This is a genomic window from Shewanella frigidimarina NCIMB 400 (assembly GCF_000014705.1).
In the GTDB taxonomy this organism is placed as follows: Bacteria; Pseudomonadota; Gammaproteobacteria; order Enterobacterales; family Shewanellaceae; genus Shewanella; species Shewanella frigidimarina.
In genome coordinates this window covers 3,464,669-3,486,893 of sequence record NC_008345.1, presented here as the reverse complement: position 1 = coordinate 3,486,893, position 22,225 = coordinate 3,464,669, and the positions used below count along the sequence as shown (strand labels likewise).

General features: G+C 40.6%; 17 protein-coding genes. 14 read left to right on the top strand and 3 right to left on the bottom strand.

What is annotated here, in order from left to right; genetic code table 11:
• Window positions 1-44: 44 nt before the first annotated feature.
• Entirely contained in the window at window positions 45-2,411 is a 2,367-nt protein-coding gene (locus SFRI_RS14985) for a phosphoketolase family protein (RefSeq protein WP_011638346.1), read from the bottom strand.
• 523 nt (window positions 2,412-2,934) lie between these two features.
• On the opposite strand from SFRI_RS14985, the gene SFRI_RS14980 reads away from it, so the two are divergent.
• Both SFRI_RS14980 and yaaA read left to right on the top strand, forming a co-directional pair.
• Window positions 2,935-4,371, top strand: a complete 1,437-nt coding sequence (locus SFRI_RS14980) for an alanine/glycine:cation symporter family protein (RefSeq protein WP_041413660.1) — start codon at window positions 2,935-2,937, stop codon at window positions 4,369-4,371.
• Between the two features lie 101 nt (window positions 4,372-4,472).
• On the top strand, window positions 4,473-5,249 hold the full coding sequence (gene yaaA / locus SFRI_RS14975) for a peroxide stress protein YaaA (protein WP_011638344.1): 777 nt from the start codon (window positions 4,473-4,475) through the stop codon (window positions 5,247-5,249).
• A gap of 91 nt (window positions 5,250-5,340) precedes the next feature.
• On the opposite strand, the gene SFRI_RS14970 is transcribed toward yaaA, so the two are convergent.
• A complete protein-coding gene (locus SFRI_RS14970; protein WP_011638343.1) occupies window positions 5,341-6,786 on the bottom strand; it encodes a M20/M25/M40 family metallo-hydrolase in 1,446 nt (481 codons plus the stop codon).
• Window positions 6,787-6,918: 132 nt separating this feature from the next.
• On the opposite strand from SFRI_RS14970, the gene SFRI_RS14965 reads away from it, so the two are divergent.
• Window positions 6,919-7,215: an ArsR/SmtB family transcription factor gene (locus tag SFRI_RS14965; RefSeq protein WP_011638342.1), complete on the top strand. Its 297-nt coding sequence runs from the start codon at window positions 6,919-6,921 to the stop codon at window positions 7,213-7,215.
• A 675-nt stretch (window positions 7,216-7,890) separates the two neighbouring features.
• Here SFRI_RS14965 and rpsT read toward each other — a convergent pair.
• The gene (gene rpsT / locus SFRI_RS14960) at window positions 7,891-8,157 is read right to left on the bottom strand and encodes a 30S ribosomal protein S20 (RefSeq protein WP_011638341.1); all 267 of its coding nucleotides are present in this window, start codon (window positions 8,155-8,157) and stop codon (window positions 7,891-7,893) included.
• Between the two features lie 258 nt (window positions 8,158-8,415).
• Between rpsT and murJ the strand changes: the two genes are divergently transcribed.
• The 11 genes from murJ to SFRI_RS14905 all read left to right on the top strand — a co-directional run bounded on the left by murJ (window position 8,416) and on the right by SFRI_RS14905 (window position 22,223).
• Window positions 8,416-9,975: a murein biosynthesis integral membrane protein MurJ gene (murJ, locus tag SFRI_RS14955; protein ID WP_041413149.1), complete on the top strand. Its 1,560-nt coding sequence runs from the start codon at window positions 8,416-8,418 to the stop codon at window positions 9,973-9,975.
• A gap of 136 nt (window positions 9,976-10,111) precedes the next feature.
• Window positions 10,112-11,047 carry a bifunctional riboflavin kinase/FAD synthetase gene (gene ribF, locus SFRI_RS14950; protein ID WP_011638339.1) on the top strand — a complete coding sequence of 312 codons (936 nt, stop codon included), beginning with the start codon at window positions 10,112-10,114 and terminating at the stop codon, window positions 11,045-11,047.
• 33 nt (window positions 11,048-11,080) lie between these two features.
• Entirely contained in the window at window positions 11,081-13,903 is a 2,823-nt protein-coding gene (gene ileS, locus SFRI_RS14945) for an isoleucine--tRNA ligase (RefSeq protein ID WP_041413147.1), read from the top strand.
• 22 nt (window positions 13,904-13,925) lie between these two features.
• The gene (gene lspA, locus SFRI_RS14940) at window positions 13,926-14,429 is read left to right on the top strand and encodes a signal peptidase II (RefSeq protein WP_041413659.1); all 504 of its coding nucleotides are present in this window, start codon (window positions 13,926-13,928) and stop codon (window positions 14,427-14,429) included.
• A gap of 2 nt (window positions 14,430-14,431) precedes the next feature.
• Window positions 14,432-14,875 (top strand): FKBP-type peptidyl-prolyl cis-trans isomerase, encoded by a 444-nt coding sequence (fkpB, locus tag SFRI_RS14935; RefSeq protein WP_011638336.1) that lies wholly within the window; start codon window positions 14,432-14,434, stop codon window positions 14,873-14,875.
• Window positions 14,876-14,917: 42 nt separating this feature from the next.
• Window positions 14,918-15,847, top strand: a complete 930-nt coding sequence (gene ispH, locus SFRI_RS14930) for a 4-hydroxy-3-methylbut-2-enyl diphosphate reductase (protein ID WP_180957059.1) — start codon at window positions 14,918-14,920, stop codon at window positions 15,845-15,847.
• 284 nt (window positions 15,848-16,131) lie between these two features.
• Window positions 16,132-16,680 carry a type IV pilus modification protein PilV gene (gene pilV / locus SFRI_RS14925; protein WP_011638334.1) on the top strand — a complete coding sequence of 183 codons (549 nt, stop codon included), beginning with the start codon at window positions 16,132-16,134 and terminating at the stop codon, window positions 16,678-16,680.
• Entirely contained in the window at window positions 16,680-17,702 is a 1,023-nt protein-coding gene (locus tag SFRI_RS14920; RefSeq protein ID WP_011638333.1) for a PilW family protein, read from the top strand. Before pilV ends, SFRI_RS14920 begins: the two co-directional genes overlap by 1 nt.
• Window positions 17,703-17,735: 33 nt before the next feature.
• Entirely contained in the window at window positions 17,736-18,188 is a 453-nt protein-coding gene (locus SFRI_RS14915; RefSeq protein ID WP_011638332.1) for a pilus assembly PilX family protein, read from the top strand.
• A 1-nt stretch (window position 18,189) separates the two neighbouring features.
• Entirely contained in the window at window positions 18,190-21,804 is a 3,615-nt protein-coding gene (locus tag SFRI_RS14910) for a pilus assembly protein (protein ID WP_011638331.1), read from the top strand.
• Window positions 21,805-21,806: 2 nt separating this feature from the next.
• Window positions 21,807-22,223, top strand: a complete 417-nt coding sequence (locus SFRI_RS14905) for a type IV pilin protein (RefSeq protein WP_011638330.1) — start codon at window positions 21,807-21,809, stop codon at window positions 22,221-22,223.
• The last annotated feature ends 2 nt before the right edge of the window (window positions 22,224-22,225 follow it).

The window sequence follows — 22,225 nt, the reverse complement described above, 5'->3', positions numbered from 1 at the left end:
ATACGCCCTGAAGGCGTATTTTTTATTGTGTAAAGTAGCTTTACTTAACGAGTCCACACCCAGTTTTCGATCTCTTCAGGGTCGACGCCGTTTGCTTTGATATAGTTTTTATGGTCTACCAAGCGTTGTAACATGTCGGTAGTGATGGTCACATGTTGTGATTCATCAATTACGCCTTGTTGGAATAACTTGTATGCCATATCAATCACTAGGTGGTAACGAGAAGTACCGTTACGCACGCCCATATCAAATGGAGTTGTAGTTGAACCTTCTTCTTCATAACCTTTGATGCGGAAGCGACGGTTACCTTTATAATCAAACACTAGCTTTTTGATGGTGTTTGGGTAGCCATGGTAGTTAAATACCACGCCTTTATCTTCAGTGAAGACTTCATCCATCATCCAAGGCTTGCTTTGGAACTTAAGGCTACCTAGGCCGCTGCTGTGAAGTTCTGACACACTCACAAAACGGATACGAACTCTTGGTAAAATCTCACGAATTAATACCAATGAAGCCATACATTCTTGCGTTGCATAGTCACCACAACCTGCAAGTACTACATCTGGGTTTTCATCAGAGGCGAAATCCCACACCATGATGCCATCTTTTGCTTGCTTACGGGCTTCATCCAGTGATAACCACTGTGGAAGAGACTTCTTACCAGCAACGATAATGTTCAGTTTATCGCGATCAGCATAAGCACGTTCAGTGTAAACCAAGGTGCTGTTAGCATCTGCTGGTAAATAAGCAGAGATAATGTTTGGGTGCTTCTCTAACATAGCGCCTAGGAAAGACGGATTCTGGTGAGAATAGCCGTTGTGATCTTGACGTTCTAATAATGAAGACAATACGACGTTACATGCAGGGATAGGCTTACGGAAATGAATGCCTTGGCTTGCATGAACATATTTACAGTATTGATCCGCCATTGATGACACTACTTGTGAGAAAGCCTCGTAGGTAGGGAACATACCGTGACGACCTGTTACTGTGTAACCGTGTAGCATACCGAAAAGTAAATTTTCAGATAGCAGTTCAATCACGCGGCCATCGCGAGACATATCTTGGTCCCAGCTTTCGATTGGCCACTGCCATGCGCGGTCGGTTTCTTCAAACACAGCTTGTAGTTGGTTTGAGTATGTTTCATCAGGGCTGAAGATTCGTAAGTTACGTTGATCGCGATTTAGTTTGAATGCATCACGCATCCACTCACCCATTTTCAACATTGAGAAACCACGTTGACCACGAGCTGTTTCTGAACCGTAACCCAATTTGTTTAAATCTGGATTTGCTAAAGCACGTACCACTTCACCGCCGTAACTTAGACGTTGACGACCACAACATAATTCTTTTGGTGGCATCAAAGACATAATGTCTTTATCAAATATCAATTCACCGCTTTCAGTGGTTTGCACTAATTCGTCAAACTTGTAGCTAGCCAACCACTTATCAAGTGCTTCAAGATGGCCTTTATCTTTGGCGCAGTTGCTCACAATAACTTGATGAGATTCGCAGTTACCTGCTAGTTTTTTGCCATCATATTCAGTGGTACCAGTCCAACCTTTTGCTGTTCTCATTAAAATAACTGGCCAGCGTGGTTTAACGACATCTTCGCCTGAACGTGCGCGACGTTGAATGTCATTGATCATGTCATATGACAAGTCCATTGCTGCAGTCATCTGTTCAAAAATATCGGTTTCCATTTCATCGTCAACGATGATTGGGTGATAACCAAGACCACGGAATTCTAAATCTAGCTCTTCATGGCTCATACGACCCATACGAGTAGGGCCGGAAATTTTGTAACCGTTAATATGTACGATTGGTAGCACTGCACCGTTGTTATCTGGTGAGACTAAACGGTTGGCATACCAAGATGCAGCTAATGGACCTGTTTCTGCTTCACCGTCACCAATTAAACAGGCGGCAATAAGATTTGGGTTATCTAATACAGAGCCCCAAGCAACTGAAAGTGAATAACCAAGCTCACCACCTTCTAGTATTTGACCTGGTGCTTCAGGGTTTGCATGTGATGGATAACCATAAGCAGCTGAGAATTTTTTACAGATATCTTCGATACCCGTTTCTGTATAAGGTATGGTCTCTGGGTAGAAATGGCTTAATGAACCTTCTACAAATAAGTTAGCCTGTACTGCTGGGAAACCGTGGCCAGGACCAACAAGGTAAATGAATTCACGCTTATGCTTAACAATAAGACGGTTGACGTTAGCGTAAACAAAGTTGATACCAGGACATGTTCCCCAGTGACCAAGTAAACGAGGCTTGATGTCAGTATGTTGTAAAGGACGCTTAAAAAGTACGTTTTGCTTCAGGTAAATTTGCGATGTCGCCAAGAAGTTAGTCGCTCGTACGTATTTTTTTAGTGCAGTTATTTCATTTGAGTTAGTCATTGTGACCTCGATTAAAAGTGAAAATAATTATTTAACTTTCTTTGAGAACACTGTATCTGTAATTTAATTACAATAATGTGGCCTTTATCTAATTTTTGACGAGTCACTTTTAGTTTAGATCGCAATTTTGGCCAGTATGTCGATAATTACTTGAAATTTAATAACGATTTGCCAATGCTTTAAGCATAGAGCATTAATAATAGAAGTGATAAAGTGTGATGGATATCACTTGTTGTTTTTTTGTTTTATTTGTGTTGCTTCAAAGTGTTATTTACTTAGGCGATGTATCTGGTAGGTAACGTTGTTTTAGCATTCACTGCCCTTGATGATCTATACCTATTAATCCACCATCATTAGCTTTTATAATGGCGCCTTTATTTGGCACTTTTATTGGTTTTACCGTTTGACACATAGCAGCTTGCATATGAAGTGCCTGGTCAGTCCATTATGTGATTTAACATTCAGCGCAATAGCCTGATACAGAAAAATAACCTTATAACGGGGAAGATTAGACAATATGGCAATGTTAGAAACGATTATTAATTTCATGAATAGCCTGCTTTGGGGCAAGCTATTAGTTTATGGGCTGGTAGGTGCGGGATTATTTTTCACCATTCGTCTCGGTTTTATTCAAGTCACTCACTTTGTTCATGGCATTAAAGTATTGGCTATTAGCCGTCGCCCAGGTAAGCATGGCTTATCATCATTTCAAGTTTTTTGTACTAGCATGGCTGCGCGTGTAGGCGCCGGTAATATGGCCGGTGTGGCCGTTGCTATTGGTACAGCAGGACCCGGTGCTGTGTTCTGGATGTGGGCTATTGCGGTTCTCGGTATGGCAACCGCAATGATTGAGTCGACACTTGCGCAAGTCTATAAAGTGAAAGATGGTGATGGTCAGTACCGAGGTGGGCCTGCTTATTATATGGAGAAAGGTCTCGGTCAACGTTGGATGGGCGTGCTTTTCTCAATCTTTTTAATTCTAGCTTTTGGTTTAGTATTTAATGCTGTTCAAGCTAACACTATAACTGGTGCGATGACGCAAGTGTTTGGCTTTGAGCCCGTCTATGTTGGAATCGGCATTGTTATTTGCAGTGCCTTTGTCATCGTAGGAGGCCTTAAGAAGGTTGCTAAAGCGTCTGAGTTAATTGTGCCTGTGATGGCTATTGCTTATATTGCTATTGCTTTTGTCGTTGTGGGTATGAATATTGAAAAGTTACCCGACATATTCATGTTAGTTATTAACAGTGCATTTGGTTGGCAAGAAGCCGCTGCAGGTGGTGTTGCATTTAGTGTTTCACAAGCAATGCAAGCTGGTATTGCCCGAGGATTGTTTTCAAACGAAGCAGGTATGGGAAGTGCCGCTAACGTTGCGGCAAGTGCATCACCAAACCCTAACCACCCAGCATCGCAAGGTTTTGTGCAAATGATGGGCGTGTTTGTTGATACAATTGTTATTTGTACCGCAACAGCAGCGATTATTTTATTATCCGGTGATGCAGCCTCTAGCTCTGATGGTATTGCTAAAACTATTAGTGCATTAACCAGTCATGTAGGTGATTGGGGCGGGGCATTTATTGCTTTTGCTATTTTACTCTTTTGCTTTACGTCTATTATTGCCAACTATTCATATGCCGAAACTAATGTCATGTTCTTGTCAGGCAATAGTAAAAAAGCCTTACCTATATTCCGTTTAGTGGTTTTGGGTATGGTGATGTTTGGTTCTCTTGCTAAAATTAGTTTGGTTTGGGATTTAGCTGATGTGTCGATGGGGCTAATGGCCATTGTTAACTTAGTGGCATTAGTCTTGTTGTCTGGTCTAGCGGTTAGAGTGATTAATGATTACCGTGAACAGATAGACGCCGGTATTGATCCGGTATTTGACACCAGTAAGTTTCCGGAATTAGCCGATCAATTAGAAGAAAAAATTTGGCCTAACTCAGCAGAGCCGGTCAAAAAATAATATTTACCTATTAAGGTAATCGAAAAAACCATGCTACTACAGCATGGTTTTTTTATATCAGTTCAGTATGATGACATTATGATTTTATCCGGAGCGTACTTATGCTGGTTTTAGTTTCACCTGCGAAAACATTAGATTTCGAAAATCCACCTATCACTAATACCCATACTCAACCGTGTTTACTTAAACAAAGCCAAACATTGATTGATGTATGCCGTGAATTAACACCAATGGATATTGCCAGTTTAATGAAAGTAAGCGATAAAATTGCCGGACTGAATGCTGCGCGTTTTGCTGACTGGCAACCACCGTTTACCCTTGATAATGCCAAACAGGCTATTTTCGCGTTTCGAGGCGATGTCTACACAGGATTTGATGCCGATCATTTATCTGAATCACAAATGGCTTCTAGTCAAAAGCATTTGCGTATTTTGTCTGGTTTGTATGGTTTGCTTAAACCATTAGATTTAATTCAACCGTACCGGTTAGAAATGGGTACTAAACTGACAAACCCACAGGGCCGTAACTTATATGCTTTTTGGGGCGAGACTATCACTGCTGAAGTGAATAAGGCGTTGAAAGAGCAGGGTGACGATATCATTGTCAATTTAGCCTCGAATGAATACTTCAAATCGGTCAACGTTAAGCAACTTGAAGGACAGTTGATTACGCCAGTCTTTAAAGACTGCAAAAAAGGTCAGTTTAAAGTGATTAGCTTTTACGCCAAAAAAGCGCGTGGATTGATGGCTCGTTATATAGTTGATACTAAACCTACCAGTGTTGAACAATTAACAGCATTCGATCTTGAAGGTTATTATTATAACGAAGCGCAATCGACACCCACAGCGCCAGTATTTTTACGAGACGAACAAAAGTAACGTTCTCTAAAATAATAAATTTGCTCACTAAAAAGCCCTTAAATAAGGGCTTTTTAGTGTCTGATTTTTAAACTCGATTGGAAGAAACCAACTAGTGTTGTTCTTTTTGCTGAGTAACAGGCCTTAAGTCAATTTCTGATTGCGCCATCATATACGCAAATTGTGCATAAGCTGCAGCACTCTGGGCTAGTTTCTTGGGATCAATTTTATCCAAGGTGTCGTTAGGTGTATGGTGATAATCAAAATAGTCTGTACCATCTTGATTTAACGACGCTACTGGAACACCTAAGGCTGGAAGAATTGAAACATCTGGGCCACCAGACGCTTCATTATTTCCTAGCTCGACGCCGTTTAACGTCATCGCAGAATGTTCTTGTTTGACTTGCTCAAATGTAGCGGCATTAACGTTAAAATCAATCTTGTATACTGGTCCTGCGCCAAAATCAGATTCTGCGGCAATATAATGCTTATCTAATTCATCAGCATGTTGTGCTGCATAGGCTTTACCGCCGACTAAACCGACTTCTTCTGCAGCGTATAATACCACTCTAATAGTACGTGCTGGCTTTTGTGGTAAGTCTTGGATAAGTTTAGCTGCGGTGGTGACAATCGCCACACCAGCGCCATCATCAATTGCACCTGTACCTTCATCCCATGAATCTAGATGAGCACCGATAAGGACTATTTCGTCAGGCTTACTGCTGCCTGTGACTTCTGCAATGACATTATAAGATGTGGCTATGCCTAGATTTTCGGAGGTCATATTTAATGATAACGTGATGTTAGGATCGCGCTTTAACATCGCATTAATTAAATCGGCGTCTGGATTCGACATTGCTGCCGCAGGAATTTTAGGTGTCCCTTCTTCATATCGCATCATACCAGTATGGGCCATTCTGTCATGATCCGTACCAATAGAGCGGATAACGATGGCTACCGCTCCTTTTTGTGCAGCAACTATGGCTCCTCGAGAACGGCCGCCTACGGATTCGCCATAACCTTTACCTGTAATATGGCGTTCAGTTTTGTGGTCGATGAATACAACTTTGCCTTCGATGCGTCCTGGTGATGCATTAGATAGCTCTTCTAAGCTGTCAAAGCGTACAATTAATGCTTGAATACCGTTAACAGGCGTTGCCACGCTACCACCTAAGGCGGTAACGACTAATGGCTGCTCATAAGGCGCTACGATACTTGCGTGTGCACTGCCTCTTGACCATGCGGGAACTTGAACCGACTCCTTGTACACTTTATCAAATCCGAGCAACCACAATTTTTCCATAGCCCAATCTACCGCGACTATATCTTTATCCGTGCCAGCTAATCTTGGCCCAACTTCAACAGTGAGTGATTCGACTATGTCATAACTTAAACGAGACGATAAAGCCTGTTTGGCTAATTGTTGGCTAATTTTTGCATCATCAGAATCATTAATCACTAATTGAGGTGCTGTTGATTTGGTTGGTGACGTTGTTTGGCAGCCAATAAGTGCGGCAAAAATGGCACCGACGAGAGAGGCTCTTTGATAGTTTTTCATGAGTTTCCTTTGATTATTTTAGCTAAGTCTCATTTTTTACAACAATCTACCAAAAAGTGTGCTTTATGTCCCGACTCTATTTGTAAGGGAACGCTATATTAGAGCGGGGTTAGATGAGGAGAAGAGCGCGTGATGAATATAGAAAAAATGCAGCAGCAAGCAGATCATGCGGTCGTATTGCTAAAAGCATTAGCAAATGAACGTAGATTGTTTATTTTGTGTCATCTTCTTAATGAAGGTGAAATGTGTGTTGGTGAAATGAATAAAAAGTTGGGTTTGAGTCAATCGGCTTTATCTCAACATTTGGCATGGCTTCGTAAAGACAATCTAGTCTGTACCAGGAAAGAAGCACAAACCGTTTTTTATTCATTAAAAAGTAATGAGGTAAAAGAGTTAATTCAAGTATTAAATAATATGTATTGTTATTAAATTGACTCCGCAAACGTCTTAACGGATGCATCTCATTGATGATGTCTTAAGTTAAGACGTTTAGTTCTGTAAGTTTAATAAATGCAGCATGTCGCAGACTGATCGCAATCAAACAGACACTTCACACCACAAACCTACAATGTATCAATATGGTCAATACCATCCCCTACCATCAAAATTGATTATTTTCTGCTGAAATTATTGAAAACTTCCATCCTGCTTTTTACTCTTTCTTAATTTGTCGTCATTCTTATTAACCCGAACATGGGATAAGAGATAAAAGGACAATGATAAAGAACTTAATATTAGCCACTACCGCTATCAAACTTGTCATTTGTGTTATTAACAAGAGGAACTCCTTATATGTTAATAATTGGGTCGGCATGTTTATTAAACGCCGTTAGGAAGACAAATGGCTGTTTGAGTGTCTTTTGCTATTCCGAGTTCAGGTTTATTTGTATTAATAAAACGTTATAAACGTTCTCAAGAGTAGTTTGCTTTAATCAGGATATTTTTCAGGGTCATATTATTAATAATTTTGACATTATTATGTTGATACTAAGCTGTTGAGGTTGGTTCTAGGGGCTAAAGCCGTTAAGAGAAGGCTAGGTAGGTAAAATTTAGTGATAAAAAAACCGGCCTGAGCCGGTTTTTTGAATCTTAATCTACAAAAACTTAAGCTGCGATAGCTTTGATTTTTGCATTTAAGCGAGCCTTCTGACGACCGGCTTTATTCTTATGAATAAGACCTTTAGTCGCCATACGGTCAACAATTGGTTGTGCAATAGCGAACGCTTCTGTAGCCGCTTTATGGTCACCGCTTTTGATAGCCGCGATAACTCTTTTAACGTATGTACGTAACATAGAGCGACGACTAGCGTTATGCTGGCGACGCTTTTCAGACTGAAGCGCGCGCTTCTTTGCAGACTTGCTATTAGCCAAGGTGCAACTCCTAAAAACTGGATTTGATACTTTTAAGGCCGAGGAATATGCCTGCTTTTTATCGTCTTGTCAACGACTGCAACTGAATATTTATCATAAAGATAAATTAATCCAATCTAGCGTGCCTTTCTTCAACCCAACTCGTGTAATATGTGGCGCATTCTACCAGCTCTTGAGTCTGTGTGACAGAGTTATAATCGAATATTTGTTATAAAACCCATTAATTGTCTTACAAGTGATTGAGTGTCCGGGGGCTGTTTGAGCAAAAAATTATTTAAATCAGGCTTAATTGTTAGTGTTATGACGCTGATGTCTCGAGTGTTAGGTTTAGTGCGTGATGTGGTGATAGCAAATCTAATGGGAGCAGGCAGCAGTGCTGATGTGTTCTTTTTTGCAAATAAAATACCTAACTTCTTAAGGCGTTTATTTGCTGAAGGTGCTTTTGCGCAGGCATTTGTGCCGGTACTGACTGAGTACCAAGAAAAAATGACCCCAGAAGATACTCGCGAGTTATTAAGTAAAGTCGCTGGTACTTTAGGTGTACTGGTGACAATTGTTACTTTGGTTGGTGTTATTGGTTCTCCGGTATTAGCAGCCCTTTTTGGTGGCGGCTGGTTTGTTGATTGGTTAAATGATGGGCCGAATGCTGAAAAGTTTGAACTGGCTTCAGTGATGTTAAAAATTACCTTCCCATATTTATGGTTTATCACTTTCACAGCCCTAGCAGGATCGATACTTAATACTCGCGGGCGCTTTGCGGTTTCAGCCTTTACGCCGGTATTTTTGAATGTTGCGATTATTGCTGTGGCTTTATGGTATGCACATACACTTGAAAACCCGGAAATTGGTTTGGCTTGGGGTGTGTTTTTTGGTGGACTGATTCAGTTTCTATTCCAAATACCTTTCTTAATTCGTGAGAAAGCACTCGTTAGGCCTACGTGGGGATGGAATCACCCAGGGGTGGTAAAAATTAGGACCTTAATGATCCCTGCGTTATTTGGTGTGTCTGTTTCACAAATTAATTTATTGTTCGACACTTTTATAGCCAGTTTCCTGATGACGGGATCGATAAGTTGGCTGTATTACGCTGACCGCCTATTGGAGTTCCCTTTAGGATTATTTGGCATTGCCATTGCGACGGTAATTTTGCCTGCATTATCGCAAAAGCATGTTAATGCCCAAGGCAGTGGCTTTAATCAAACTATGGACTGGGGAGTTAAAGCCATTTTACTGTTAGGCACTCCAGCTATGTTAGGACTGATTATTCTCGCTAAACCAATGCTGATGGTGTTGTTTATGCGTGGCGCATTTAGCTTAAATGACGTTGAAATGGCTTCGTATAGTTTGGTTGCTTATGGCTGCGGTTTATTAAGTTTCATGATGATTAAAGTATTAGCTCCTGGATACTATTCGCGCCAAGACACTAAAACTCCGGTTAAATATGGCATTATTGCCATGGTCAGCAATATGGTGTTCAACCTTATCTTTGCCATTCCATTTGGCTACGTGGGTTTAGCCATCGCGACATCAATGTCTGCGCTATTAAATGCGGGTTTATTATATCGAGGTTTGCATAAAGCGGGCGTCTATCAAATGAGCCGACAGACGTTATTTTTCTCGTTTAAAGTCATCATTTCTACCACCTTAATGGCCATTGGCATTGTTTATTTTATGCCGCAACAAAGTATATGGCTCGAATGGCAGACCTTTGAACGTATGTTTATGTTGATTGAGCTAATTGTTGGTGGCGCGGTTATTTATTTATTAAGTTTACTTGCATTGGGTGTACGGCCTTGGAAAATTAAACGTCAGGGATAATTTATCCTATGTGAATGACTAAGGGTATATCAGCAAGTTATCCAAAATCCGGTGTAATAATCTGAGGTTGAAACTCGCATCTAACATTGGTTTGGGTATATAATCTGCCGATTTGCAATAGGCAGTATTGAGCGTAATGGAATTAATCCGCGGTATACACAATATTTTACCTTCTCATCATGGTTGCGTTTTGACCATTGGGAATTTTGATGGTGTCCATCGTGGCCATGCACAGGTGATCAGCAGCTTAGTGAGTAAAGCGCATCATTTTCAACTGCCTGCAATGTTAATGACCTTTGAACCGCAACCGCAAGAACGTTTTCGTGGTACTGATGCGCCAGCGCGGCTTAGTCTTCTACGCGATAAAATTAGATTGTTAGATGAGCTTAAAATTGATCAGCTACTTTGCATCAACTTTACTGAAGCCTTTGCTAATCAACCTGCTGAAGCGTTTATTGAAGAGTTATTGGTTAAAAAGCTCGGCGTTAAATATCTCGTAGTTGGAGATGATTTTTGTTTTGGTAAAGGTCGCTTAGGCAACTTCGATATGCTCGTTGCTGCGGGTAAAGAATTTGGCTTTACTGTAGTCAGTACACAAAGCTTTGTTGTTGGTTCGTTGCGAGTAAGCTCTACAGCAGTGAGAGAACAGCTGGCGTTAGGACACTTAGAACAAGCAAGACGTTTATTGGGTCATCCTTTCATTTTAAGTGGTAAGGTTGCTCACGGACAAAAATTAGGCCGTACAATCGGTTTTCCAACAGCAAATATTGCCTTAAAACGACACGTTGTACCTGTCAGAGGGGTATTCGCGGTTCGCTTGTACTGGGATGGCAGCGATATTTATGATGGTGTGGCTAATGTGGGTTTTAGACCCACTGTAAATGGTCAAACTTGCAGATTAGAAGTCCATTTGTTTGATTTTAGCGGTGATTTATACGGCAAACGAGTGGAAGTGGAATTAGTAGCAAAGATCCGTGATGAACAACCTTTTGAGTCATTGGACGCGCTAAAAAAACAGATTTTAAATGATGCAAATGAAGCTCGCGCTTTATTTAGCAACGATGCTAGCTGAAATGAATCAGCTTTAAATAATGGTATGGGATCAATGAGCGACTATAAATTTACTTTGAATTTGCCGGAAACAGAGTTTCCGATGCGCGGTAATTTGGCAAATCGCGAGCCAGAAATGTTAAATAGCTGGACGCAAGACGGGCTGTATCAGCAGATCCGTGAAAGCCGTACTGGCCGTAAACCTTTCATTCTTCATGATGGCCCTCCATACGCCAATGGCAGCATTCATATAGGTCATTCGGTAAACAAAATTCTTAAAGACATCATTATTAAGTCTAAAACCATGTCAGGTTTTGACGCGCCTTATATTCCAGGCTGGGATTGTCATGGATTACCGATTGAGCTTAAAGTTGAGCAAAAAGTCGGTAAGCCAGGCGTTAAAATTTCTGCGGCAGAGTTCCGTGAAGAATGCCGTAAATATGCGGCTATTCAAGTTGATGGTCAACGAGAAGACTTTATCCGTTTAGGTGTATTAGGTGATTGGCAAAATCCTTACCTAACAATGGATTTTTCAACCGAAGCGAATATTGTCCGTTCATTGGCAAAAGTGATTGAAAGTGGTCATTTGCACAAAGGTGTTAAACCTGTGCATTGGTGTACCGACTGTGGTTCAGCACTTGCTGAGGCAGAAGTAGAATACGAAGATAAAACATCTCCTGCCATCGATGTGGCTTTTTTTGCAGTTGATAGCTCAGCTGTTGCCGCTAAATTTGGCGTTGAGAATTATACTAAACCGGTAGCGATGGCAATTTGGACTACCACGCCGTGGACCATGCCTGCTAACCGCGCACTATCACTGAGTCCTGAGCTAGATTATAGCTTGGTTGAATTTGTGAAAGAGGGTAAAACCACCACCTTGATATTAGCTCAAGTTCTGGTTGAGTCATGTCTTGAGCGTTATGGCGCGGAGTCGCACACTATTTTAGGCGAAGTGAAAGGCGCCGAGCTTGAGTTAATGCGCTTTAATCATCCATTCTATGCTTTTGATGTGCCAGCTATTTTAGGCGACCATGTTACGACTGATGCAGGTACCGGTATTGTTCATACTGCACCGGGCCACGGTCAGGACGACTTTGTTGTTGGTCAAAAGTACGGTTTAGAAGTGGCTAACCCTGTTGGCGACAATGGTGTTTATAAGCCAGACACTGAATTTTTTGCTGGCCAACACGTTTTTAAAGCTAACGCCAACGTGGTTGCGCTGTTAGAAGAAAAGGGCGCACTACTACTGCATGTTGCTATCCGCCATAGCTATCCGCATTGCTGGCGCCACAAAACGCCAATTATTTTCCGTGCAACGCCACAATGGTTTATCTCTATGGATAACCATGGCTTGCGTTCACAAGCGTTAAAAGAAATCGAACAAACCAAGTGGATCCCAGATTGGGGCCAAAGCCGAATTGAAAAAATGGTTGAAAACCGTCCAGACTGGTGTATTTCACGTCAGCGTACGTGGGGCGTACCGATTACGTTATTTGTTCATCGTGAAACGGATGAGTTACATCCAGACAGTGTTTCATTGATGGAACGCGTAGCGCATCGCATTGAACAACAAGGCATCCAAGCTTGGTGGGATTTAGAGGCAAGTGAATTGTTAGGTGATGAGGCAGATCAGTACCGTAAAGTGACAGATACTTTAGACGTATGGTATGACTCCGGTTCATCATTTTCATCAGTGGTTGCAGCGCGTCCAGAGTTTCATGGACATGACATTGATTTGTACCTAGAAGGAAGCGATCAGCATCGTGGTTGGTTTATGTCATCATTGATGATTTCAACCGCTATGAATGGTAAAGCACCTTATAAGCAAGTATTGACGCATGGTTTTACCGTTGATGGTAAAGGCCGCAAGATGTCAAAATCTGTTGGTAACGTGATTGCTCCATTACAAGTAATCAATAAGCTTGGTGCTGACATTTTACGTCTATGGGTTGCAGCAACGGATTATAGTGGCGAAATGACCGTATCTGACGAGATTTTAAATCGTAGTGCTGATGCATATCGTCGTATTCGTAATACTGCGCGTTTCTTGCTTGCTAACTTGAATGGCTTTAACCCAGAAACGGACATGATCGCATCTGAAGACATGGTCGCGTTAGATCGTTGGGTTGTTCGTCGTGCAGCAGTGCTGCAACAAGAAATCATCGAAGCGTACGATCAATATAATTTCCATTTAGTGACTCAAAAGCTCATGCAGTTCTGTTCTGTAGAGTTAGGCAGTTTCTATCTTGATATTATTAAAGATCGCCAGTACACCGCTAAGCAAGAAGGGCATGCACGTCGTAGCTGTCAATCTGCGCTTTATCATATTGCCGAGGCGATGGTTCGCTGGATGACGCCAATTTTAAGCTTTACCGCTGATGAAGTGTGGCAATTATTACCAGGTAAACGTGAAAAGTATGTGTTTACCCAAGAATGGTATCAAGGCTTAGAAGCCGTCACTCTTGAAAGTGATTTAAGCGATGATTATTGGGAGAAACTATTAACTGTTCGTAATGAAGTTAACAAAGTACTCGAACAAGCGCGTCGTGATAAACGTATTGGTGGTTCACTAGAAGCTGAAGTGACATTGTTCGCTGATGCCGATTTAGCGGCTGAGTTAGCTAAAGTCGGTGATGAGTTACGATTTATCCTTATTACCTCTAAAGCAGCTGTTGCGGATATGTCACAAGCCGGTAGCGATGCCATCGAAACTGAACTAAGTTCGCTTAAACTAGTGGTTGCCAAAAGTAGCGCCGAGAAGTGTGAGCGTTGCTGGCACTATCGTGAAGAGGTTGGCACCATTGAAGCTCACCCAACATTGTGTCAACGCTGTGTGACCAATATTGAAGGTGAAGGCGAACAACGCGAATTCGCTTAAGGAAACATTGATAATGAGTACTGTGCCATTAACTTGGAAAGACAGTGGCTTGCGTTGGTATTGGGTAGCTGCATTGGTGTTTTTAGCCGATCAGCTATCTAAACAATGGGTCCTGAGCAATTTTGAATTGTATGAGTCTATACAGCTTTTGCCGTTTTTTAATTTCACTTACGTGCGAAATTACGGTGCAGCATTCAGTTTTTTAAGTGAAGCTGGTGGGTGGCAACGTTGGTTGTTTACCATTATTGCGGTCGGTTTTAGTACCTTGTTAACAATATGGTTGCGCAAGCAATCTTATTCGTTATGGCGCAGTAATTTAGCCTTTACCTTAGTCATAGGCGGCGCATTAGGTAATTTGGTTGATCGTTTAATGCATGGTTTTGTAATCGACTTTGTCGATTTTTACTGGAATACCAGTCATTATCCTGCATTTAATATTGCCGATGCAGGCATCTTTATTGGTGCGGTATTGATCATTTGGGAATCATTTAGACCCGACGCAAAGCCATCGAAGGAGCAAGATTAACTGTGACAGATTTAAGTAAGCAAGACAGTCATTCATTAATATGTCATATGAATATAGTACTGGAAGACGGCTCCACAGCCGACAGTACAAAATCATCTGGTAAACCTTCACGTTTAAATATTGGTGACGGTAGCCTAAGTCCGGCTTTTGAAGACGAACTGAAAGACTTGAAAGAAGGTGATAAGCACATATTTACCTTAGCGGCAAAAGACGCTTTTGGTGAGTCAAATCCTGATGCGATTCATTATATGGACAGAAGCCGCTTTCCTGCAGATATGAAGCTTGAAGACGGCGTGATTGTCAGTTTTGCGGGGCCTGGTGGGAGTGAAATACCGGGTATCGTTCGCGATACTGCTGGTGATTCAATTACCGTCGATTTAAACCATCCCCTCGCAGGACGCACACTTACATTTGAACTTGAAGTTGTCAGTGTCATAACTGAGTAAAAAAGGTATCACATGCTAAAAGTTGATCCGACGTCTCCAGAACTGAGTATTTTACTGGCCAATCCTCGGGGTTTCTGTGCCGGGGTAGATCGCGCTATCAGTATTGTTGAGCGTGCTTTAGAGTTATTTGAACCTCCAATTTATGTACGCCATGAAGTGGTACATAACCGATATGTGGTTGAAAATCTAAAACAGCGTGGTGCTCTTTTTATTGATGAACTTGACCAAGTACCAGACAACAGCATTGTTATTTTTAGTGCGCACGGTGTATCACAAGCTGTGCGCAAAGAAGCTAAAAACCGTGGTTTAAAAGTCTTTGATGCGACATGTCCGTTAGTGACAAAAGTACATTTACAAGTGACTCGTGCAAGTCGCAAAGGTATCGAGTGCATTTTGATTGGTCATGAAGGCCATCCAGAAGTTGAAGGCACCATGGGACAATATGATAATCCTAAAGGTGGTGTTTATCTTATTGAGTCTCCAGAGGATGTTAATAATCTTCAGGTTAATAACCCAGACAACTTATGTTTTGTCACTCAAACAACGCTTTCTGTTGATGATACCTTAGATATTATTACTGCATTGCAAAAGCGCTTTCCTTCAATTGAGGGGCCGCGTAAAGATGATATTTGCTACGCGACGCAAAATCGACAAGATGCTGTACGCAGTATGTCTTCCGAAGTTGATTTATTGATTGTTGTTGGTTCTAAAAATAGCTCTAACTCAAATCGTTTACGTGAACTGGCTGAGAAAACGGGTACGCAATCTTATCTCGTTGATACCGCCGCTGACGTGGAGGCTATGTGGTTTGATGGTGTGAAGAAAGTCGCTGTAACTGCAGGGGCTTCAGCCCCAGAGGTTTTAGTACAACAAGTTGTTAACGCAATAGCTAAACTTGCCCCAAGTATTATTACTGAAGTTGAAGGCCGTAAAGAAGACACTGTATTTGCGGTTCCTGCTGAATTACGTTAATAATTTCAATGATCTAAAAATAATAACCCGCAGCTTAATTTAAGCTGCGGGTTTTTTGTGCTTACAAAATAAACCGAGTATAATACTGATAAATTGTGTTGACCTATTAATCATACAAGATAGATACTATCTGATTACATTTAAGTCAGCTATTATCTATGCTAGATGCTAGATGCTAGATGCTAGATGCTAGATGCTAGATGCTAGATGATAGTTCAAGTTTAAGTAAAGATATTTAAGATCGAGAGTATTTACTCTTGGTTTTCTTAGGGAGTTTGACGCTCATGCCATGTAAAAGGAATGGATTTTCCTTAATTGAAGTAATGGTATCACTGGTTATTCTAGTGATAGGCCTCATTGGGATTTTTAATCTGCATATTATGTCAAAACAGGGCAGTTTTGAGTCTTTTCAGCAAACCCAAGCCTCGTATTTTGCTAATGATATAATCAATCGTATGCGTCTAAATGTAAGTGAATTAAGCAATTATGGATCGTCCTCCGGTACTCACTATAGTGGAGAATCATTAACAAAACCCACAGAATGCTCTGGAGTTTATCGCTGTTCTAATACTGAATTGAGAGCGTGGGATTTATATGAGTGGCAGAGTGCTTTTATTGGCGATTCTGAAGTTGATAGTGATGGCAGTATTGGAGGTTTACCTACACCAACAGCATGTGTTTATGTTAATTCAAATGATGTTGTAATAGTCATGACATGGAAGAGTGTTCGTAAGTTTAATGGTACTAATGAGAATTATTCTGATGAAGTAAAATCATGTGATTCTTCTGGTGCAACGCGAAGAATTTTTGAAGTTAAAACGGCAATATTTTAATGAGCCATATGATGAATAAATTATCTATAAAACATCGTGGAATGTCTTTAGTTGAATTAATGATAGCCATGCTTGTGGGGTTATTTTTAACCGCGGGTATCTTCACTATGTTTAATATGTCGTCAAGCAATGTGACAACTACCGGTCAATTCAATCAGCTACAAGAGAATGGGCGTATAGCTCTGGCTATTATGGAAAGAGATATCAGTCAGCTGGGTTTTTTTGCTGATATAACTGGCACAGAACTTATTGTGAATGTTAATTCTAGTAACTCAACGACAGTTTTAACATCGGACTGTGTTGGTGAGGGGGTTAATAATGCAACTTTTCCTCAAAATGTCCCTGCTCATTTTCGAAGGCTATGGGGAAATGAATATACTAATTCGTTAACTATGGTGTGTGGTGCGCCTCTCACTCCAGACAGCAAAACGGACATTATACAGGTGAAGAGGCTTGTTGGACCTTCCGTGTTAGCCGCTCAGTTAGATGCAAACAGTTATTATGCTTCAGTTACTGCTAACGAAATTGAATTCTTTAATGGCAGTGTAGCTACACCGCCAGTAAAATTAAATAGTCGTATGTGGAAATATCAACATAGAGTCTATTTTGTGGAAACTGATTCAGGTATCCCTGTATTAAAACGCCGGAGTCTTAATATTTCAGGTGGCATGTCAAACGAAGAGCAACTTGTTGAAGGTATAGAGAATATCCACTTTTTATATGGTTTTGATAATGATGGCGACTCGACACCAGATACCTTTATACCCGCGAAAAATGTGTCAACTTTTATGTGGGATAATCAAGGTTTTCAACGTCTAGTTGCTTTAAGAATGTACGTATTGGTTCGATCTATTCAGATTGATCGTAGTTATGAAAATGATGTGACCTACACATTAGGTGATAAAGAAATATCGGGTTCAGTCAATCCAAATAAGAGTAACGACACTGATTATAAACATTATCGACGAAAGGTGCTGTCCACAACGGTGGTGTTAGAGAATCCTGTATTGATTAGAAATTAATGTAAGGTTGTCAAACCAAATTTAGGTGTGAAAATGATCAAGACGTATAAATATCAACAAGGAATAGTGCTGTTTTTCTCTCTAATCGTTTTAGTATTAATGACGATAATCGGTGTTGCTTTGGCGGTTAGTTCTACACAGTCCTTAAGAATGTCTGGTGCTGGTAGTGATAGGTTAGCTGCTACATCGCTTGCTCTGGGTGGACTCAATACTGTTATTTCAAAAAGTGTGGTGTATCAATTTAGTACCACTACCGATCCAAAGAGAACTGTGGCGGAATTGAGCGGTAGCCAAGATATTACGCTTATGCCTCTAGATAATCCAGGTATCGATGTAAGTTGTCAAAGAACTGAAAAGGCTAATGCTGCAAATTTAATTAACTGTCGAAGAGTCGAAATTTCTAGCACAGTTAATTACGGACGAGGTGGTTACGGAGAGCTGTCTGTGACAATGGGTGTTGAGCAAGAAGTGCTCAAGGAGAATTAAAATGTTCAGTAAGTATCCGATTTTTATTATGTTATTTTCTGTATTGGGCTTTGTAGCTAATGCTGTTGCAGATGATACCGAATTATATGTTTTAGAGTCATCTGTGCGCAGTGATGATAATCCTCAAGTGCTCATTATATTAGACACTTCAGGTAGTATGGGTAACACGATGAGCGCAAGCCCTTTTCTCGTTCAGCCTAATCTTACTTCAGGCACCAAGCTGTATTATTCAACTAGTTCAAGTACAGTGCCAACTGCCAACAGTACTAATTTTATTACTTACAGTAAAAATGGTTGTCACTCTTCGGTTGAATTTTTACAAAAATTCGGTATTTATACGGGGTATTTTCGCGAATATAAAGGCAGTAAATGGCAAGAGTTTCCTGTAAGTGATGGAAGCAATATTACCAAAGTAGATTGTTATGAAGATATTGCTGTGGGAGATACTACCAATGCAAGTGGTGTTGGTGCTGGTTACCCTGTAGATGATTTAAGTGATGCCTATAAAAATGATGGAAACGCGCTCAACAATGCCAAGTTAACCGATTTTGGTCTCGGAGAACCAATCACATTGTTTACCCAGCAGTATGTGCAATGGTATTACAATAAGCCGGCAGCAACTAATACGGACAGAATTACAGTAGCCAAACGTGTATTAAATGAAGTGATTGTAAATACACCAGGTGTTGATCTTGGTCTAATGTTATTTAATTATAATGCTAGCGGTAGCAATCGCTCTTCAGAAAATAAAGATGGTGGGCGAGTCGTATCAAAAATTAACACTGGTAATATTAATAATAAGAAAGCGTTAGCTTCTATCGTCAAGAACACCATCGCAATAAAAAGCAATAATACACCATTGTGTGAAACCTTGTATGAAGCAGCATTATATCTACATGGCAAACCATTAGAGTATGGGCATGATACTTATGATTCAGTAGCTGCAACCCCTCTAAATAAAACATGGAAGTGGGTTAAAAAGTGGAATGGGTGGATAGAGGAGTCAACACCAGTAAATCCTGCTCAATATAACCCTGGTTATGATGCTACCGCGGAATCAGTAGATGGCTATATAAGTCCATTTATAGGTAAAAAATGTGGCTCGAATGCATCGATAATCTACATTACTGATGGCGCCCCAACTAGTGACACTGATGCGCAGGGGAAAGTAAAATCACTATTAGGACTTGCATCAACAACCACAGATGCGGATGTTCCTGGGAGTGAAAGTCTAGGAAACGATAATTATAGTTTGTTACCCCCCCTTGCTCATTGGTTAGCAACAAATGATGTTAATCCAAACTCAGAAGGTGACCAAGTTGTTAACACTTATACAATCGGTTTTAGCGCCGATGCACCAGTTGATATATTGATATCGACAGCAGCATTAGGTGGGGGTAAATATTATTCAGCATTAGACCCCGCCGAATTACAAGCATCTTTAATTAGCGCTATTGCCGCTATCGAATTAGACAGTTCTAGCTTTTCTTCTCCTTCAGTCGTGCTTGATAAAACCCAAACGGGGAATTCTGCTTATTTTGCTATGTTTTTACCAGGCAAAGGGCCGCGCTGGTCTGGTAACCTTAAAAAATTCAAGATTAGCTCTTCAGGAGAGGTATTAGACAAAAATAATATCAAAGCATTTTCTAGTGATGGACGTATTGCTAAAGATGCATGTTCATTATGGGCTACCGATTCCGATTGTGCCGCTGGAGACTATGAAGGGTATGATGTTAATGACGGTGGTGTCGCTGCTGCGTTGCGATATAACTACCAATATGCTTCTGGGCTCGCCACAAGAAAGGTACTTACAAATACTAGTGATTCTGGCCCGCTGGTTGCTTTAACAAAGAGCAATGCAAAAATTAAAGGTAATTTAACAGATGTACAATTGGCAAATTTCTTAAATGTTGATCAAAATAGTATCGAAGACACCTTAGCTTGGATAAAAGGTCAGAATGTTGATAATGAAAAATATGGTTTAACAACAGTCCCCTATCTTAGACAGGACATATTAGGCGATCCACTTCATTCAAGACCTCTGGTCATAAATTATGGCACAACGACTTCACCTGATATAAGAATTATTATGGGAACGAACCATGGCTTTGTTCATATGTTTAAAGATATTGAGTCAGAGGTTAATGGTGAAAGTGTCAGTGCTGTATCTGAATCATGGGCTTTTATTCCTCATGAATTATTACCTAATATTAAAAGCTTAAGGGATAACCCTCAAACTGGTGTGCATTCTGTCTATGGAATGGATGGTTCACCTGTCCCTTATCTCGAATATGATGCTGATGGTAAAGTCAATAAAGCATGGATATTTATGGGAATGAGAAGAGGTGGAACTTCTTATTACGCTTTAGATGTAACCAATAAAGATGCTGCACCAACTCTATTATGGGTTAAAAACAACAGTAATTATCCATTATTAGGACAATCCTGGTCTGAACCTGTAATCACTAAAATATCTGGATGGAAAGATTCAACCGGGAAAGCAAAACCTGTATTAGTTATTGGTGCCGGATATAATCCAAATACCAAAGACGGAGCCAGTGTAGGTACTAATGACACTACAGGGGCAGGTATATATATTTTAGATGCAGCAACAGGATCTAAACTCCATAGCTTTAGTGCCTCAGGCTCAGATACCACTATGCCTGGCATTGTTGATAGTATTCCGAGCAAAGTGGCAGTATTAGATAGTAACAATGATCAATTAACCGATCGCATTTACGCAACAGATACTGGTGCTAATGTGTGGCGTTTAGATTTACCGGGGTTACCGACAGACACCCAAAACCCATGGAGTGCGTATCATTTTGCGAGCATGGGAGGAGGGGATCTTACATCTGATATTCGTTTCTATTCTGAGCCAGTAATAGCTCAAACAGCTTTTAGTAATGTAGCTGAACATACTTATACAGATATAAACAATAATAGTGTCACTTCAAAACAATACCAAAGCATCCCTTACGATGCAGTTGTTGTAGGGAGTGGACATAGAGCCAATCCTTTGAATAAAAGTAGAAATGATAAGTTTTTTGTATTCCAAGATAGGAATATTATTTCTAAATCTTATAGCTCTGCTGCTGGGAATACTGTTCCAGATACATTAACTATTTCAGATTTATATGATGTAACTACGGAGTCCCCAACCGAAGAAACAGCATTAATCACATTTGGCCTAAAGCGAGGTTGGTATTATCGTTTCGCAGATGCTGGTGAAAAATCTTTATCCGCCGCAACAATTGTGCAGGGAAAAGTATTTTTTACATCCTATGTGCCTCAGACCGGAGCAACTGAAAATGCATGTTTGGTTCCAGGTGAAGGACGTCTTCGCGGCCGAGATCTCCATAAAGGAGGGAAAGTTTACAGCAACTCACAAGACTATTTTAAAATGAGCGAACAGGTTCCTGATACTCCAACCTTAGTAATTCCTAAAAATGGTGATGATAGTAGCTATATGTATTTAATCGGAATTGGCGATGCCGCAAATGATATGATCAAAAAAGATCTTTTGGGTGATGATGGTTGTGCTGCTGGCGATAACAAATGTGTCGGTGGTGGCTTAGGCGTTAATCAGATCTATTATCATATGAAAGAGAATTAAAAATGAAAGTAACAATCACTAAAGCATACTCTGGTTTTACCTTAATAGAGGTAATGATTACCGTCGTCATTGTAGGGATTTTAGCTTCTATTGCATATCCTTCGTATACTAAATTTGTTGCGAAGGGAGCTAGGGCTGACGCGCTAGCTGGTTTGATGAATGTGGCCAACAGGCAAGAACAATATTATTTAGATCATAAAACGTTCACTAAAAATATGAAAAAACTTGGTTTTTCTGTTGATGGTAATGGTAATTTTGTTGTCGAGAATGGATTTTATAAAATAGATGCAACTGTAGCTAATGCTAATAGATATACTATAGAGGCTAAAGCTATTGGTGTCCAAGCTACTCGAGATACAGAGTGTGCATCAATAGAGATAACTTCAGATGGGGTGAAAACACCAAGTGACTGCTGGTAAAG

What these genes read in the sequence shown, in the direction of transcription:
- SFRI_RS14985 (WP_011638346.1), bottom strand. Translation starts at nt 2,411, where the DNA reads ATGACTAACTCAAATGAAATAACTGCACTAAAAAAATACGTACGAGCG.
- SFRI_RS14980 (WP_041413660.1), top strand. Translation starts at nt 2,935, where the DNA reads ATGTTAGAAACGATTATTAATTTCATGAATAGCCTGCTTTGGGGCAAG.
- yaaA (WP_011638344.1), top strand. Translation starts at nt 4,473, where the DNA reads ATGCTGGTTTTAGTTTCACCTGCGAAAACATTAGATTTCGAAAATCCA.
- SFRI_RS14970 (WP_011638343.1), bottom strand. Translation starts at nt 6,786, where the DNA reads ATGAAAAACTATCAAAGAGCCTCTCTCGTCGGTGCCATTTTTGCCGCA.
- SFRI_RS14965 (WP_011638342.1), top strand. Translation starts at nt 6,919, where the DNA reads ATGAATATAGAAAAAATGCAGCAGCAAGCAGATCATGCGGTCGTATTG.
- ribF (WP_011638339.1), top strand. Translation starts at nt 10,112, where the DNA reads ATGGAATTAATCCGCGGTATACACAATATTTTACCTTCTCATCATGGT.
- ileS (WP_041413147.1), top strand. Translation starts at nt 11,081, where the DNA reads ATGAGCGACTATAAATTTACTTTGAATTTGCCGGAAACAGAGTTTCCG.
- pilV (WP_011638334.1), top strand. Translation starts at nt 16,132, where the DNA reads ATGCCATGTAAAAGGAATGGATTTTCCTTAATTGAAGTAATGGTATCA.
- SFRI_RS14920 (WP_011638333.1), top strand. Translation starts at nt 16,680, where the DNA reads ATGAGCCATATGATGAATAAATTATCTATAAAACATCGTGGAATGTCT.
- SFRI_RS14915 (WP_011638332.1), top strand. Translation starts at nt 17,736, where the DNA reads ATGATCAAGACGTATAAATATCAACAAGGAATAGTGCTGTTTTTCTCT.
- SFRI_RS14910 (WP_011638331.1), top strand. Translation starts at nt 18,190, where the DNA reads ATGTTCAGTAAGTATCCGATTTTTATTATGTTATTTTCTGTATTGGGC.
- SFRI_RS14905 (WP_011638330.1), top strand. Translation starts at nt 21,807, where the DNA reads ATGAAAGTAACAATCACTAAAGCATACTCTGGTTTTACCTTAATAGAG.